This is a genomic window from Mesorhizobium sp. L2C066B000 (genome assembly GCF_000502335.1).
Lineage (GTDB): Bacteria > Pseudomonadota > Alphaproteobacteria > Rhizobiales > Rhizobiaceae > Mesorhizobium.
In genome coordinates this window covers 1,448,376-1,463,979 of record NZ_AYWZ01000001.1, presented here as the reverse complement: position 1 = coordinate 1,463,979, position 15,604 = coordinate 1,448,376, and the positions used below count along the sequence as shown (strand labels likewise).

Here is a 15,604-nt window from a genome sequence, read left to right as displayed (position 1 = left end):
CAAACAAATGCTTATCACTTGTCCCTATTGCGGCCCGCGCGACGTCATCGAGTTCACCTATCAGGGCGACGGCAACCGCGAGCGCCCGCAGCCCAACTCGCAGGACCTCGACGCCTGGAACGCCTATGTCTACGATCGGCTGAACCCGGCCGGCGACCACAATGAGATCTGGCAGCATTCGGGCGGCTGCCGCACCCATCTGAGGATGGTGCGCAACACGGTCACGCATGAGATTTCCAGCACCGGTTTCGCCCGCGGCGACCACAATGCCGCCGCCCGGCACAAAGCCGGAGGCAAGTCGTGAGCCCGCGCCGCACCGAGACCGGCGGCCGCGTCGACCGGCTGCGCACCATCCGCTTCACCTTCGACGGCACGCCCTACACCGGCAATGCCGGCGACACGCTGGCCTCGGCGCTGCTTGCTAACGGCGTCACGCTTTTCGGCCGCTCATTCAAATACCACCGCCCGCGCGGCCTGCTCTCGGCCGGCGTCGAGGAACCGAACGCGCTGGTGACGGTGCTGCGCGGCGAAGTGCGCGAGCCCAACATCGCCGCAACCATGGTCGAGATCTATGACGGGCTGGTGGCCGTCAGCCAGAACCGCTTTCCCTCGCTCGCCTGGGACATCAACGCCGTCAACCAGCTCGGCGGCAAGATCCTGGCCGCCGGCTTCTACTACAAGACCTTCATGGGCCCTGTCTTCGGCCCCCTGAAAGGCACCCGCTTCTGGATGTTCTGCGAGCATTTCATCCGCCGCGCCGCCGGCCTGGGCCGCGCCGGTATTGCCGCCGACACCTCGCGCTACGAGCGCATGAACGCGTTTTGCGACGTGCTGGTGGTCGGCTCAGGCCCGGCCGGCCTGTCAGCCGCCAAGGCCGCTGCCGACCAGGGCGCGCGCGTCATCCTGGCCGAACTCGAGCCGCGCTTCGGCGGCTCGGCCAACTGGTCCGGCGAGGCCATCTACGGCGCGCCGGCCGCCGACTGGGCGGCGCGCGCCGTCAGCCAGCTCGAAGGACATGACACGGTCCGCCTGCTGCCGCGCACCACGGTGTGGGGCTATTACGACGGCAACACGCTAGCCGCGCTCGAGCGCGTCACCGACCACAAGGAAACGCCCGGCAAGGGCGAGCCGCGCCATCGCTACTGGGCGATCCGCGCCAAGACGGTGGTGCTGGCCACCGGCTCTTTCGAGCGGCCGCTTGTGTTCCCCGGCAATGACCGGCCGGGCGTCATGCTGGCGCATGCCGCCGAGCGCTATGCTAACGATTATGGCGTGCTGCCCGGCGACAGGATCGCGCTGTTCACCAACAATGACAGCGCCTATCGCTCGGCGCTGGCGCTGAGGAAGGCCGGGGCGGCTATTGTCGCCATCGTCGATGTGCGCCCCGAGCTTTCGGCCGAAATGCGCAGCCTCGCCACCGAGGCCGAAGCCGAAATCCTCTCCGGCCATGCCGTGGTCGCCACCGAAGGCGGCAAGGCGCTCTCCGGCCTCAAGGTGCAGCGCTTCGACATGACCTCGGGCGCGCTCAGCGGTGACGCCCGCAGCATCCACGCCGATAGCCTGCTGATGTCGGGCGGCTGGTCGCCGACCATCCACCTCGCCAGCCAGGCTGGCGCGAGAGCCGAGTGGAATCCTGCCCGCCAGGCCTTCCTGCCGCCAAAGCAAACGCAACAGCGCTGGCCAAATCAGCAATGGATTGGTGCGGGTGCTTTCAACGGCAGCTTCTCGACCATCGAAGCGATCACTGAGGGCCGCGCAGCCGGCCTGTCCGCAGCGGGCGGAGCGGCTGCGCCGGCAGCCTTGCCGGATGTCGAAGCAGCCCCGGGAAACCCAGATCCGGCCCCGGTGTTCGAGATCAAGGCGAAAGGCAAAAGCTTCGTCGACTTCCAGCATGATGTCACCGCCGAGGACGTGCGGCTGGCGCATCGCGAAGGCTTCGTCTCGGTCGAGCACCTGAAGCGCTACACCACGCTCGGCATGGCGACGGACCAGGGCAAGAATTCCAACGTGCCGGGTCTCGCCATCATGGCCGAGGCGCTGGGCAAACCGATCCCCGAAGTCGGCACGACCCGCTTCCGCCCGCCCTATTCGGCGGTCTCCATCGGCTCGCTCGCGGCCGAGCGCTTCGGCGATCTGAAACCCGAGCGGCTGACGCCGATGCATGACTGGCACCTCGCCAATGGCGCGACGATGTATTCCGCTGGCCTCTGGTATCGACCAATGATCTACGGCCTTGCCGGCGAGACGGTCGAGCAGGCCTATGTCCGTGAAGCCAGGGCGACGCGCGAAAGTGCCGGCATTGTCGACGTCTCGACGCTGGGCAAGATCGCCGTGCAGGGACCGGATGCCGGTGAATTCCTCGACCGCGTCTACACCAACATGTTTTCTACCCTCCCCGTCGGCAAGGCCCGCTACGGCCTGATGCTGCGCGAGGATGGGCTGGCCTTCGACGACGGCACCACCTGGCGGCTCGCCGAGCAGGATTTCCTGATGACCACCACCACGGCCAACGCCGGCAAGGTGATGCAGCATCTGGAATATTTCCTCGACGTCATCTGGCCGGAGCTGAAGGTGCACGTCACCTCGGTAACCGACGAATGGGCGGGTGCCGCCATCGGCGGGCCGAAGGCGCGGGCTATCCTCGCCGCCTGCGTCACCGGCACAGCGGTCGACAACACAGCCCTGCCCTTCATGGGCATCGTGCACGGGCAGATTGCCGGCGTGCCGGTGATGATTTGCCGGCTGTCCTTCTCCGGCGAGATGGCCTTCGAGGTCTATTCCGGCGCCGGCTACGGCACCCATGTCTGGGAACCGCTGGTTGAGGCCGGCAAGCCGTTCGGCCTGGTGACCTACGGGCTGGAAGCGCTGGGCACGATGCGCATCGAAAAGGGCCATGTCACCGGCGCCGAGATCGACGGCCGCACCACCGCGCGCGACCTGCATCTCGACTGGATGCTGTCCAAGAAGAAGCCCTTCATCGGCTCGGCAATGATGGACCGCGAAGGCCTGATCGCGCCCGAGCGGCTGCAGCTGGTCGGCCTGGTCTCGCTCGACAACCGGCCGTTCAATGGCGGCGCCCACATCGTCGAGGAGCTGGACGAGGCCAATCCGCACGATTCCATCGGTCATATTACCGCCTGCTGCTACTCGCCGGCGCTGGGCAAGCACATCGCGCTCGCTTTGGTCGAAGGCGGCAAGGCGCGCCGTGGCACCCGCGCGTTTGTCTCCGATCCGCTGCGCAACCGGTTCGGGCCGGTCGAAATCGTCTCCAACCATTTCTACGACCCGGACGGGAGCCGCATGCATGGCTGAGCGCCAATCAACCGAACGCCAATCACCCGAGCGCCTCTCGCCGCTCGAGCCGGTGTTCCATCCGGGTTCGCACGGCAATTTCGAGCATGGCGTCGATGTCATCCTGACCGAGACCAGGCCAGGCTCGATCCTGCAGCTGGCCGCATGGCCGGGCGCGGAAAAGCAGCTGATCGAGGCGATCGGCAAGGTCACCGGCCTCGCTTTGCCCGACGGTGCCGGCGGCGGTCTCGCCAAGTTCGGCAAGGCCGTGTTCGGTTTCGCGCCTGGAAAATTCACGGTCGTCGACGATGCCGAGGGCCTGGCGGTGAGTTTTGCCGGGGACGTAACCCCGGCAATCGGCACGATCACCGACCTGTCGCATGGCCGCACCGCTATCCGCATCGCCGGCCCTAAGGCCGAATGGGTGCTGGCGAAATTCTTCGCCATCGACTTTGCGCTGCCCGCGTTCCCCATAGGCTCCGGCCGTTCGACCACCCATCACGACGTCTTTGCGCAGATCCAGCGCACCGGCGCCGACCAGTTCGACATCTATGTCTTCCGCTCCTTCGCCCGCTCGTTCTGGAAGGCGCTCTGCCATGCCAGCGAGGAGGTCGGCTACGAGGTTCAGTAGGGCCGACAGCCGTTCTGGCCTCAAGGCCAGCCGGTTCTGCCGCTAGAGAATGCTCCAATGGAAGCCCATGGTGGGGAACGTGGCCCAACCGGCCCAGGGGATCAAAAAGCTCCCGTCTCAGAGTCGGCATCGTCGTTTGGTTCGAACATCCCCATGACCGCAGAACTATCCGCCGGCGCCACGGATCGCGCCGATGTGTCGGCCAGAGCCTTGCTCCTGCTACCGCTGACGGTCGCCTGCGGTGTGTTCATGACGAGCCTCGACCAGAATGTCGTGGTCACCGCCCTGCCCGGCATCAGCGACAGCCTCGGCCGGCCGCCGAGCCAGCTCGGCCTGTTGATCACCGTCTATGTCGCCAGCCTGATCATCTCGATGCCGCTCGGCGGCTGGGCCGCCGACCGCTTCGGCCTGCGCAATGTCTACTGCTTCGCCTTGCTGGTGTTCGCCGCGTCATCGGCGCTGTGCGGCCTGTCCAACGACATCTGGACGCTGGTCGGCGCCCGCGCGCTGCAAGGCTTCGGCGGCGCCTTGATGGGGACGCTCGGCCAGGTCGTCATCCTGTCGACCTTCCCGCGCAGCCGCACGCTGAAGATCAACATGTATATTTCGCTGGCCGGCCAGTCCGGACCGCTGGTCGGCCCGCTAGTCGGCGGCGCGCTGACGACCTACATTTCCTGGCGCTGGATCTTCTTCATCAACGTGCCGTTCGCGCTGGCCGCGGCCGTTCTTGCCGCGTCGCTGTTTCCGGCCGTTACCAAACCGGTGCGCACGCCGTTCGATTTCCCGGGCTTCCTGCTGGTCGGCAGCGGCATGGTCCTGCTGGTCTTCGGCATGGATTCGCTTGCGGCCAAAGACGCCGCCGGCAGCATGATCGCGGCCGAGCTGGCGCTGGCGATCGTCATACTGACGCTTGCCTCCTTCTACTGCCTGCGCGCCCGCAACCCCTTGCTTGACCTGAAACTCCTGCGCATCCGCACCTTTCGCATCTCATTCCTCACCGGTGGTGGGCTGGACACGATCGGCCTGAGCTCGGTCGTTTTCCTTTTGCCGCTGATGTTCCAGCTCGGCTTCGGCATGAGCGCGGTGCAGGCGGGATCGCTGACTTTCGTCGCCGCAATCGGCTCGCTGATCATGCGTGTCTTCATGCCGCGCCTGCTCAACCGCTTCGGCTTTCGCCGTGTGCTGGTTGTCAACACGCCGATCGTTGCCGCCATGGTTGCGGGCTTCGCCTTGATAGAGGCAACAACGCCCGTCTGGATCGTGCTTGCCTATATCTTCGCCTTCGGTGTCCTGCGCTCGGCGCAATGGGCTTCGACCGGCAATCTCGCCTATTCCGACATCGCGCCCGACCAGCTCGCCCGCTTCAGCGCACTCTACTACATACTGTGGCAGTTGGCGGTAGCGATCAGCGTCGGCCTGGCGGCGGCGCTGTTGTCGTTCCTGGCTGGCGGCGGGCCGGCGGTGACAAACGACTTCCGCATCCTGTTCGTGGTCGAGGGCGTCATCACTTTGTGTGCGCTGTTTGCCTATCTCAGACTGACACCTCAGGACGGCGCCCATATCAGCGGCCACGGCGCGCAGATGAACGTGGAATGAGGCCCCGGTAGCCGAGCCCTATTCGCTGAACGTCACCCACTCTTCCAGCGGCACGCGGTCGGTGCGGAAGTCATTTTCGGGTTTCGACGTATCCTCGAGGCCGAGCGCCATGCCGCAGACGACGATCTCCTCGTCGGGGATGTTGAGCACCGGCCGGATCTGCCGGTGATAGGGCGCGAAGGCGGCCTGCGGGCAGGTGTGCAGGCCCCTGCCTCGCGCCGCCACCATGATGTTCTGCAGGAACATTCCGTAGTCGATCCACGAGCCCTGGTTCAGCCGCCGGTCGATGGTGAAGATCATGCCGACCGGCGCGTCGAAGAAGACGAAGTTGCGGTCGTGCTGGGCGCGCATCTTGTCGACCTCGCGGCGGCCGATGCCGAGTGCCCCATACAGCCCGAAACCGTTGGCGCGGCGGCGGGTGAGATACGGCTCGAAGAACTGGGTGGGGTAATAGCGATACTCGTCCCAATCGGCCTTTTCGGCGCGGATACCGGAATTCAGGATGGCATCGGTGATCTGCTGCTTGACCTCGCCCTTGACGACATAGACCCGCCAGGGCTGCATATTGGTGCCCGAAGGCGCGCGCGCGGCGACGCCGAGAATGGCTCGGATCGTCTCGTCATCGACCATGTCGGGCAGGAAGGCGCGCACTGAACGGCGCGAGATGATCGCCTCGTCGACAACAGCCGCGTTATGCGCTGCCAGGCCATTTTTTTCCAGCATGGGCCGTCCCTTTGCGCACACTTCGAAAGCCGAACCGGCTATCGGAGAAGACCTTGCGCAGATTTCAATCCTTGGTCGCCGACCCGCATTCCCACACCCGCCGCTCGTGCCAGAGCCTTTGCATGAACCTCCAAAATCGCGCAAGCAAATCTTGTGTGTCCATGAAAATTCGCTTGATTTTTTCACGGACATGAGCTCTCATGAAATTCAATTCCAGTTTTTCATCAAGTGAGCGTTTTGCCCCCAGCTATCCCCAAAACATTGCAGGGACCTGACGACCGCCTGCTGGCGAGCGACCTCCGTGCGCTGCGCAAGGCGCGTGGGCTGACGCTGGCTGAGATCGCGCTGAAGCTTGGCCGCTCTGTCGGCTGGGTCAGCCAGGTCGAGCGCGGCCTGTCTATCCCTTCGCTTGGCGACCTCAGGGCCTTCGCAGACCTGTTCCGCGTGCCGCTCAGCCTGTTCTTCAGCCACGACGTGCCGATCGAAAAGGAGCGCGGCGTCATCGTGCGCGCCGGCAGCCGGCGCACGCTTGGCACAAGCGAATCCGGCCTCGTGGAGGAGCTTCTGTCGCCCGATCTCGGCGGTAGTTTCGAGATGGTGCGTTCGATCTTCGCGCCGGGCGCCGAGATGAAGAGCGAGCAGCTGCGGCCGACCGAGGAAGCCGGCTACATCGCCTCTGGCATTTTCGAGATCGAGATAGCCGGCGTCTGGCACCGGCTCGGCGAAGGCGATTCCTTTCGCTTCGAGCGCAAGCCGTACCGCTGGCGCAACCCTGGCACCGAGCCGGCCGTGGTCATCTGGGTGGTTTCACCGCCTGTTTATTGAATGCATGTCGCCCAAAGTGTGCAGCGGTTTTGGGAAACGACATGCATCAAGCAAAAAGATAGAAGCGCGGCGCGCTTCAGGTTTGGGAGAAGAATATGGCCGGTTTGCCGACCACGGCACGCGTGGTGATCATCGGAGGGGGCGTCGTCGGCACCTCCTCGCTCTACCATCTGTGCAAGGCGGGCTGGACCGACTGCGTGCTGCTTGAAAAGAACGAGCTGACATCGGGCTCGACCTGGCATGCCGCCGGCAATGTGCCGACCTTCTCGTCGTCCTGGTCGCTGATGAACATGCAGCGCTATTCGACCGAGCTTTATCGCGGTCTCGCCGACGCGGTCGACTATCCCATGAACTACCACGTTACCGGCTCGCTCCGCCTCGCCCACACCAAGGAGCGCATGCAGGAGTTCCAGCGCGCCAAGGGCATGGGCCGCTACCAGGGCATGGACATCGCCATTGTCGGCCCTGATGAGGTCAAGCGCCGCTATCCCTTCATCGAGACGCATGACCTCAAAGGTGCGCTCTACGATCCAAACGACGGCGACATCGACCCCGCGCAGCTGACGCAGGCACTGGCCAAGGGTGCGCGCGACATGGGCGCCAGGATCGTCCGCTTCTGTCCGGTGTCAGGTGTGCGCCGCGAGAACGACGAATGGGTTGTCGGGACGCCGCAAGGCGAGATCCGTTGCGAAATCGTCGTCAACGCCGCCGGCTACCGAGCCGCGGAAGTCGGCAAAATGTTCGGCCGCGACGTCCCGATGATGGTGATGAGCCATCAGTACATCTTATTCGAGGAAATCCCCGAACTAGTGGCGTGGTCGAAGGAGCAGAGCAAGAAGCTGCCGCTGCTGCGCGACGTCGACACCTCCTACTATCTGCGCCAGGAAAAGAACGGCATGAATCTCGGTCCCTATGAGCGCAATTGCCGCGCGCATTGGGCAACCCACAATGACCCGATGCCGGAGGACTTTTCCTTCCAGCTCTTCCCCGACGATCTCGACCGTCTCGAGCACTACCTTGCCGATGCCGTAGCCCGCGTGCCGATCCTGGGCACTGCCGGCCTGTCCAAGGTGATCAACGGGCCGATCCCTTACGCGCCGGACGGCAATCCGCTGATCGGTCCGATGCCCGGCGTTCCCAACGCTTTCGAGGCCTGTGTCTTCACATTCGGCATCGCCCAGGGCGGCGGTGCCGGCAAGGTGCTGGCCGAATGGGTGACGCAAGGCCAGACCGAATGGGACATGTGGTCCTGCGACCCGCGCCGCTTCACCTCATTTGCGGCCGCCCCCGACTATAGCGTCGCCAAGGGTATGGAGATCTACGGCAACGAATACGCCATCCAGTTTCCGCGACATGCCTGGCCGGCCGGGCGCGACCGCAAGCTGTCGCCGATCCACGATCGCATCAAGGCACTCGGCGCCCAGTTCGACGCCTATAATGGCTGGGAGCGTGCCACCTGGTATGCGCAACCCGGTGACGACACGTCGGAAGAAGCAACACTCACCTTCCGCCGCGACGGGCCGTGGCAGCACCGCGTCCGCGAAGAATGCCTGGCGGTGCGCGACGCCGCCGGCATTCTGGTCCTGCCCGGCTTCTCGCGCTTCAACCTCGACGGTCCTGGTGCAGCCGAATGGCTAGCGCTGCAGGTCACCGGCCTGGTGCCCAAGCCCGGCCGAATCGGCCTCGCCTATTTCGCCGACGACAAAGGCCGCATCGTCACCGAGATGTCGGTGGTGCGCCATGGCGAAGAGCAGATGACTCTGATCACCGCGGCGGTAGCGCAGTGGCACGATTTCGAATGGCTGAAGTCGCGCCTGCCGAAGGACGCGGCTTTCACCCTCACCGACAGGACCGAAGACTATTCGACGCAAATCCTCGCCGGCCCCAGTTCGCGCAAGATCCTGGCCGAGGTCTGTGGCGCGGATCTCTCGCTGCCCTGGCTGACGCATCAGGAAACCACCATCGCCGGCCGCTGGGCGAAGCTGGTGCGGGTATCCTTCGCCGGCGAACTCGGCTGGGAAATCCACACCAAGGTGGGAGACACCGCCGCCATCTTCGACGCCGTCTGGACGGCGGGACAAAAACACGGTCTGAAACCGTTCGGCATGTACGCGCTGGATTCGCTGCGCCTCGAAAAGGGCTACCGGACCTGGAAGGGCGACCTGTCGACCGACTATACGGTCCTGCAGGGCGGGCTCGAGCGCTTCGTCAAATGGGACAAGCCCGACTTCCGCGGCAAGGCAGCCCTGCAGAACGAAAAGCAGCAAGGCGTGAAGAAGCGCTTCGTCACGCTGGTGGTCGAAAACCCAGGCGATTGCGACGCGCCGTCCGTGTCGACGCTCTGGCATGACGGCAAGATCGTCGGCGAGACGACGTCCGGCGGCTGGGGGCATCGCATCGACAAATCGATCGCGCTCGGCATGCTGCGCGCCGACCTGGCTGAACCCGATACCGCGATCGAGATTGAAATTTTTGGCGATCGTTTCAGGGCGGTCGTGCAGAAAGACGAGCCGCTGTGGGATCCGAAAAACGAAAGACTGAGAGCATGAAGAAAGTCATTCTCACCGATGGCGGCATGGGCCAGGAACTGGTCCGCCGCAGCAGCTCCGAGCCGACGCCGCTCTGGTCGGCCAGGGTGCTGATCGACGAGCCGGATCTGGTGCGTGACCTGCATGCCGAATTCATCCGGGCCGGCGCTCGCGTCATCACCATCAACACCTATTCGGCAACGCCGGAGCGGCTCGCGCGGGAAGGAGCAGAAGATCTCTTCAAGCCCTTGCAGAAGCGCGGCATCGAATTGGCAAGACAGGCACGCGACGAGGCAGGCGATGCAGCGATCGCCGGCTGCCTGTCACCGCTGTTCGGCAGCTATGCGCCGGCGCTGGCCATATCGTTCGAGGAGACGCTGGACATCTATCGCCGCATCGTCGCCGAGCAGGCCGATGGCGTCGACCTGTTCCTGTGCGAGACCATGGCCTCAGCCGAGGAAGGCCGTGCGGCCGTTACCGCTGCGTCGGAAAGCGGCAAACCTGTCTGGGTGTCTTGGACGCTCGCCGATCACGGCGCGCCGCGGCTGCGCAGCGGCGAAACAATAGCGGCAGCGGCGGACGCCCTCGACGGCCTGACGGTTGCAGCGCGCCTGGTGAATTGCTGCCGGCCAGAAGCTATCGCCGCGGCACTGCCCGAATTGATTGCTCTCGGCGGCCCGGTCGGCGCCTATGCCAATGGCTTCACCTCTGTCGAAGCGCTCAAGCATGGCGGAACGGTCGAAGTGCTGCACGCACGCCACGACCTTGATCCGGATGCCTATGCCGACCAGGCGCTCGGCTGGGTCGCCGCTGGCGCCACCATCGTCGGCGGCTGCTGCGAAGTCGGCCCTGCCCACATCGCCGCCTTGCGCGACTGGCTCGAACAGGCCGGCCACGAAATCTCGGGAGTATCCTGATGCCCAGACCGTCATCGCGCATTTCCGGCATCGTGCCTTCGGGCAAGGATGGCTGGGAGGTCCACACCGAGGCATGGGCCCGCAAGGAGGCGGGCCAGGACATCATCATGCTGTCGGTCGGCGACCATGATTTCGATACGCCGAGCCAGACCATCGAAGCCTGCGTGACGGCGGTTCGCGGCAGCAACCACCACTACACCCCGCTTCCCGGCGTTCCGCGCCTGCGCAGGGCGATGGCGGCGGCCTCGACCGCTTGCACCGGGGTCGAGACGGCGCCTGACCAAGTCATCGCCACGCCGGGCGGCCAGGCCGCCCTTTACGCTGCCGTGCAGGCCGTTCTCGACCAGGGCGACCACGCCATCGTGGTGGCGCCCTACTACGCGACTTATCCCAACACGTTCAGCGCCGCCGGCGCCAGCTTCACCGTCGTCGAGACGCCGGCCGAAGACGGTTTCCAGCCGCACGCCGAGATGATCCGCGCTGCGCTCAAGCCCAACACGCGCGCCATTTTGATCAACACGCCGAACAACCCGACCGGCGCCGTCTATTCGCGTGAGCGTCTGGAAGAGCTGGCCGAGATCTGCCGCGAGCACGATCTTTGGCTGCTGTCGGACGAGGTCTACTGGACGCTAGGTGGCGGCGAGCACATCTCGCCGCGCGGCCTGCCCGGCATGGCGGAGCGCACGCTGGTCATCAATTCGATGTCCAAGAGCCATGGCATGACCGGCTGGCGCATGGGCTGGCTGACCGGCCCGACGCAGATGATCACGCTGTTGACCAATCTCAATCTGGTGACGACCTACGGCCTGCCGGCCTTCATCTCGATCGCCTGCGCCGAGGCGCTGGAGAACCGCTATGGCGTGAAAGAGATCGCCGAACGCTATGCGGCACGCCGCACCGTCCTGCTCGACGCCGTGCGCGGCATGAACAATATCAGCGTGCACGGCTCGGAGGGCGGCATGTATGTCATGCTCGACATCTCCGCCGTCGAGCCCGACGACGAGAAATTCGCCTGGGCCTTTCTCGACCAGGAGAGTGTCGGCGTCATGCCGGGTTCCAGCTTCGGCAAGGCCGCTGCCGGCCACATCCGCATCAGCCTCTGCCAACCGGAACCGGTGCTTCAGGAAGCCGCAAAACGCCTGCGCCGCTTCGCAGCCGGCTATCGCCGCGAGGCCGCATGACCAGAAGCATTCCCACCAAGGCCCGCGCGGTTATTATCGGCGGCGGTGTCTCCGGCTGTTCGGTCGCCTACCACCTGGCCAAGCTCGGCTGGACCGACATCGTGCTGCTGGAACGCAAGCAGCTGACCTCGGGAACGACCTGGCACGCCGCCGGCCTGATCGGCCAGCTGCGCGGCTCGCAGAACATGACGCGGCTGGCGAAATATTCGGCCGACCTCTACGTCAAGCTGGAAGCCGAAACGGATGTCGGCACCGGCATGCGCCAGGTCGGCTCGATCACCGTGGCGCTGACCGAGGAGCGCAAGCACGAGATTTACCGGCAGGCCTCGCTCGCCCGCGCCTTCGATGTCGATGTGCGCGAGATTTCGCCGAACGAAGTCAAGGCAATGTACCCGCATCTCAACGTGTCCGACGTGGTCGGCGCCGTGCATCTGCCGCTCGACGGCCAGTGCGATCCGGCCAACATCGCCATGGCGCTGGCCAAGGGCGCCCGCCAGCGTGGCGCCGCCATCGTCGAGAATGTGAAGGTCACCAAGGTCCATACCAAGGCCGGTCGCGTCACCGGTGTGTCGTGGGCGCAAGGCGAGGATCAGGGAACGATCGAGGCCGACATCGTCGTCAACTGCGCCGGCATGTGGGCGCGCGAGCTCGGCGCCCAGAACGGCGTCACCATCCCGCTGCATGCCTGCGAACATTTTTATCTCGTCACCGAGCCGATCCCCGGGCTCGGTCGTCTACCGGTGCTGCGCGTTCCCGATGAATGCGCCTACTACAAGGAAGACGCCGGCAAGATGATGCTCGGCGCCTTCGAGCCTGTGGCCAAGCCCTGGGGCATGGACGGCATAAGCGAGGATTTCTGCTTCGACCAGTTGCCGGAGGACATGGAGCATTTCGAGCCGATCCTCGAAATGGGCGTCAACCGCATGCCGATGCTGGCAACCGCCGGCATTCACACCTTCTTCAACGGCCCCGAAAGCTTTACCCCCGACGACCGCTATTATCTCGGCGAGGCCCCGGAACTCCGTGGCTACTGGATGGAGACCGGTTACAACTCGATCGGCATCGTCTCTTCCGGCGGCGCCGGCATGGCGCTGGCGCAGTGGATCAACGACGGCGAAGCGCCTTTCGACCTCTGGGAAGTGGACATCCGCCGCGCCCAGCCGTTCCAGAAGAACCGTAGGTATCTCAAGGAGCGCGTCTCCGAAACGCTCGGCCTGCTCTATGCCGACCATTTCCCCTACCGGCAGATGGCAACGTCCAGGAATGTCAGGCGCTCGCCCCTGCACGAACACCTGAAGGCGCGCGGCGCCGTGTTCGGCGAAGTCGCCGGCTGGGAGCGCGCCAACTGGTTCGCCCGCAAGGGACAGGAGCGCGAATACCGCTATTCCTGGAAGCGGCAGAACTGGTTCGACAACCAGCGCGAGGAGCACCTGGCGGTCCGCAACAAGGTCGCCCTGTTCGACATGACCTCGTTCGGCAAGATCCGTGTCGAAGGCCGCGATGCCTGCGCGTTCCTGCAAAGGCTCTGCGCCAACGACATGGACGTGGCGCCGGGCAAGATCGTCTACACTCAGATGCTCAACCAGCGCGGCGGCATCGAGAGCGATCTTACCGTGTCGCGGCTGTCGGACACGGCCTATTTCCTCGTCGTACCGGGCGCGACGTTGCAACGCGATCTCGCCTGGCTGCGGCGGCATGTCGGCGAGGAATTCGTTGTCATCACCGATGTGACGGCGGCAGAAAGCGTGCTCTGCCTGATGGGTCCGGATGCGCGAAAGCTGATCCAGAAAGTCAGCCCTAACGATTTCTCCAACGAGAACAATCCGTTCGGCACCTTCCAGGAGATCGAGATCGGCATGGGCCTCGCCCGCGCCCACCGCGTCACCTATGTCGGCGAACTCGGCTGGGAGCTTTATGTCTCTACCGACCAGGCTGCCCATGTTTTCGAGGCGATCGATGAGGCGGGGGCGGATGTCGGCCTGAAACTTTGCGGCCTGCATACGCTCGATTCCTGTCGCATCGAAAAGGCGTTTCGGCATTTCGGCCACGACATCACCGACGAGGACAATGTGCTGGAGGCCGGCCTCGGCTTTGCGGTCAAAACCGCCAAGGGCGAGTTCATCGGCCGCGATGCGGTGCTGAAGAGAAAAGAAGCCGGCCTGTCGCGCCGGCTGGTGCAGTTCCGTTTGAAAGACCCTGAACCCCTGCTCTTCCACAACGAGGCGATCCTGCGCGACGGCAAGATCGTCGGCCCGATCACATCGGGGAATTACGGCCACCATCTCGGCGGCGCGATCGGACTGGGCTATGTGCCCTGCCAGGGCGAGAGTGAGGCGGATGTGCTGGCCTCGTCCTACGAGATCGAGATCGCCGGCGAGCGTTTTGCGGCGGAAGCATCGCTGAAGCCGATGTACGATCCCAAGGCGGAACGGACGAGGATGTAGCCACCTTTTTACCCTCCCCTTGTGGGGAGGGTCGGCTCGCAGTCGGAGCGAAGCGGCGATTGCGAGACGGGGTGGGGGTGCGCCCTACGAGGCCCCCCACCCCGCTTCGCAAAAGCCGCCTTGCGGCATTTGCTGCGCGACCCTCCCCACAAGGGGGAGGGTGAAGAAGCTCAAAACCGCTCCAGCTTCGCCCGCACTTTCACCAGAAACGCCGCCCTCGTCCTTGGCGTCGAGGCGTCCATCAGGTAGTGCGCCAGGAAAAACGTCCGGCAGCGGCGGGCGCACAGCGCGCGCATACCGCGCAGCAAGGTCTTGCGGCCGGGCTGGCCGACGACGACGCTCCACCAGGTCGGCGCGCCGCAGGTGGTGATGACGCCGACCCTGGTGACATGTGTCATCAGCGACGTGATGCGCCCCTTGCCCAGCTTGAAGGCGACACCGGTCGCCCAGACCCGGTCGAGCCAGCCCTTCAGCATGGCCGGCAGCCCGTACCACCAGGTCGGATAGATGAACAGGATCGCCTCAGCCCAGGCGAGATGCTCGAAATGCGGTTTTAGGGCCGGATCCTCCGGCGCCCGCTCATTGTAGGCGCGCCGCTCCTCGCTACCCATCACCGGGTCGAATTTTTCGGCATAGAGGTCGAGCAGCCGTACCTCCCAACCCCGCGCCTTCAGCACGTCGACGGCGGTATCTCTGATCGCGGCGCAAAAACTTTCGGGCACCGGATGGCAATAGACCACCAGCACGCGCATCAGAATTCATCCATCCCGGCCGCGACCTTGGCCATGAAGGCTGCCCGCGTCTCGTCGGTCGACAGGTTCATCGAATAATGAGCGAGGTAGGACACCGAGGCACCGGGCCTGATCGTCGCGCGCAGCATCCGCTTGACCAATCTGCGCGGCGGATCGCCCATCAGCATGGCGCGGAAGCGGCTGCCGCCATAGGTGGTGACGGCGGTCAGCTTGCGGATGTTGTGGAGCGACGGCTGCGCCTTGCCGTCGGCCAATTTGAACGACACGCCGGGCAGAAACACGCGATCGAAATAACCCTTCAGGATGGCCGGAAAACCGTAGTTCCAGACGGGATATGACAGCACCAGCGCCTCGGCCTTGAGCAGCCGCTCGACATAGGGCGCGGCCGGGTCCGCAGGGCTGCGTTGGTTATGATAATCCAGCCTCTCCCCGCGCGTCAGCCTGGGGTCGAAATCCTCTGCATAGAGATCGCAATCGTCGACCTCATGGCCGGCGGCCGTCAGCCGCTCGACGATCGTGCGGTGCAGGCCTGCATTGAAGCTGGGCTCCACCGGGTGTGCGTAGAGGACGAGGACTTTCATGGGGAAATACTTGCGAGGTGGGCGCGAGGCACCCCCCTCTGCCCTGCCGGGCATCTCCCCCGCAAGGGGGGAGATCGGCAGCCTTTGTGTCGCACCTGTCCTTTCAACGTTGAAGATAGGCGAAGGCGGGGCGAA

12 protein-coding genes are annotated in these 15,604 nt (G+C 64.8%); 9 read left to right on the top strand and 3 right to left on the bottom strand.

The annotated features are described in order from the left end of the window. The first annotated feature begins 7 nt into the window (after positions 1-7). The 4 genes from X733_RS159165 (at position 8) to X733_RS159175 (ending at position 5,518) form a co-directional block, all read left to right on the top strand. Entirely contained in the window at positions 8-304 is a 297-nt protein-coding gene (locus X733_RS159165) for a sarcosine oxidase subunit delta (RefSeq protein WP_023670367.1), read from the top strand. After that, positions 301-3,312 (top strand): sarcosine oxidase subunit alpha, encoded by a 3,012-nt coding sequence (locus X733_RS159170; RefSeq protein ID WP_023818033.1) that lies wholly within the window; start codon positions 301-303, stop codon positions 3,310-3,312. Before X733_RS159165 ends, X733_RS159170 begins: the two co-directional genes overlap by 4 nt. After that, positions 3,305-3,922 carry a sarcosine oxidase subunit gamma gene (locus X733_RS0134190; protein WP_050586999.1) on the top strand — a complete coding sequence of 206 codons (618 nt, stop codon included), beginning with the start codon at positions 3,305-3,307 and terminating at the stop codon, positions 3,920-3,922. The genes X733_RS159170 and X733_RS0134190 overlap by 8 nt, the downstream gene beginning before the upstream one ends. 153 nt (positions 3,923-4,075) lie before the next feature. Further along, complete coding sequence (locus X733_RS159175; RefSeq protein ID WP_023818032.1) at positions 4,076-5,518, top strand: MFS transporter; 1,443 nt, start codon at positions 4,076-4,078, stop codon at positions 5,516-5,518. Positions 5,519-5,536: 18 nt separating this feature from the next. On the opposite strand, the gene X733_RS159180 is transcribed toward X733_RS159175, so the two are convergent. Then, positions 5,537-6,241, bottom strand: a complete 705-nt coding sequence (locus X733_RS159180) for a nitroreductase (RefSeq protein WP_023700347.1) — start codon at positions 6,239-6,241, stop codon at positions 5,537-5,539. 261 nt (positions 6,242-6,502) lie between these two features. Between X733_RS159180 and X733_RS159185 the strand changes: the two genes are divergently transcribed. The 5 genes from X733_RS159185 to X733_RS159205 all read left to right on the top strand — a co-directional run bounded on the left by X733_RS159185 (position 6,503) and on the right by X733_RS159205 (position 14,136). After that, positions 6,503-7,066 (top strand): XRE family transcriptional regulator, encoded by a 564-nt coding sequence (locus tag X733_RS159185; RefSeq protein ID WP_081740595.1) that lies wholly within the window; start codon positions 6,503-6,505, stop codon positions 7,064-7,066. 95 nt (positions 7,067-7,161) lie between these two features. Next, a complete protein-coding gene (locus X733_RS159190; RefSeq protein WP_023818030.1) occupies positions 7,162-9,615 on the top strand; it encodes an FAD-dependent oxidoreductase in 2,454 nt (817 codons plus the stop codon). After that, positions 9,612-10,511, top strand: coding sequence for a homocysteine S-methyltransferase family protein (locus X733_RS159195; RefSeq protein WP_023710796.1), 900 nt, complete (start codon positions 9,612-9,614; stop codon positions 10,509-10,511). Before X733_RS159190 ends, X733_RS159195 begins: the two co-directional genes overlap by 4 nt. After that, a complete protein-coding gene (locus tag X733_RS159200) occupies positions 10,511-11,692 on the top strand; it encodes a pyridoxal phosphate-dependent aminotransferase (protein WP_023818029.1) in 1,182 nt (393 codons plus the stop codon). The genes X733_RS159195 and X733_RS159200 overlap by 1 nt, the downstream gene beginning before the upstream one ends. After that, positions 11,689-14,136, top strand: coding sequence for an FAD-dependent oxidoreductase (locus X733_RS159205; RefSeq protein ID WP_023818028.1), 2,448 nt, complete (start codon positions 11,689-11,691; stop codon positions 14,134-14,136). The genes X733_RS159200 and X733_RS159205 overlap by 4 nt, the downstream gene beginning before the upstream one ends. Positions 14,137-14,306: 170 nt before the next feature. On the opposite strand, the gene X733_RS159210 is transcribed toward X733_RS159205, so the two are convergent. Both X733_RS159210 and X733_RS159215 read right to left on the bottom strand, forming a co-directional pair. Continuing rightward, complete coding sequence (locus tag X733_RS159210) at positions 14,307-14,888, bottom strand: NAD(P)H-dependent oxidoreductase (RefSeq protein WP_023818027.1); 582 nt, start codon at positions 14,886-14,888, stop codon at positions 14,307-14,309. Continuing rightward, positions 14,888-15,469: an NAD(P)H-dependent oxidoreductase gene (locus tag X733_RS159215; protein ID WP_023818026.1), complete on the bottom strand. Its 582-nt coding sequence runs from the start codon at positions 15,467-15,469 to the stop codon at positions 14,888-14,890. The genes X733_RS159210 and X733_RS159215 overlap by 1 nt, the downstream gene beginning before the upstream one ends. Between the last annotated feature and the right edge of the window lie 135 nt (positions 15,470-15,604).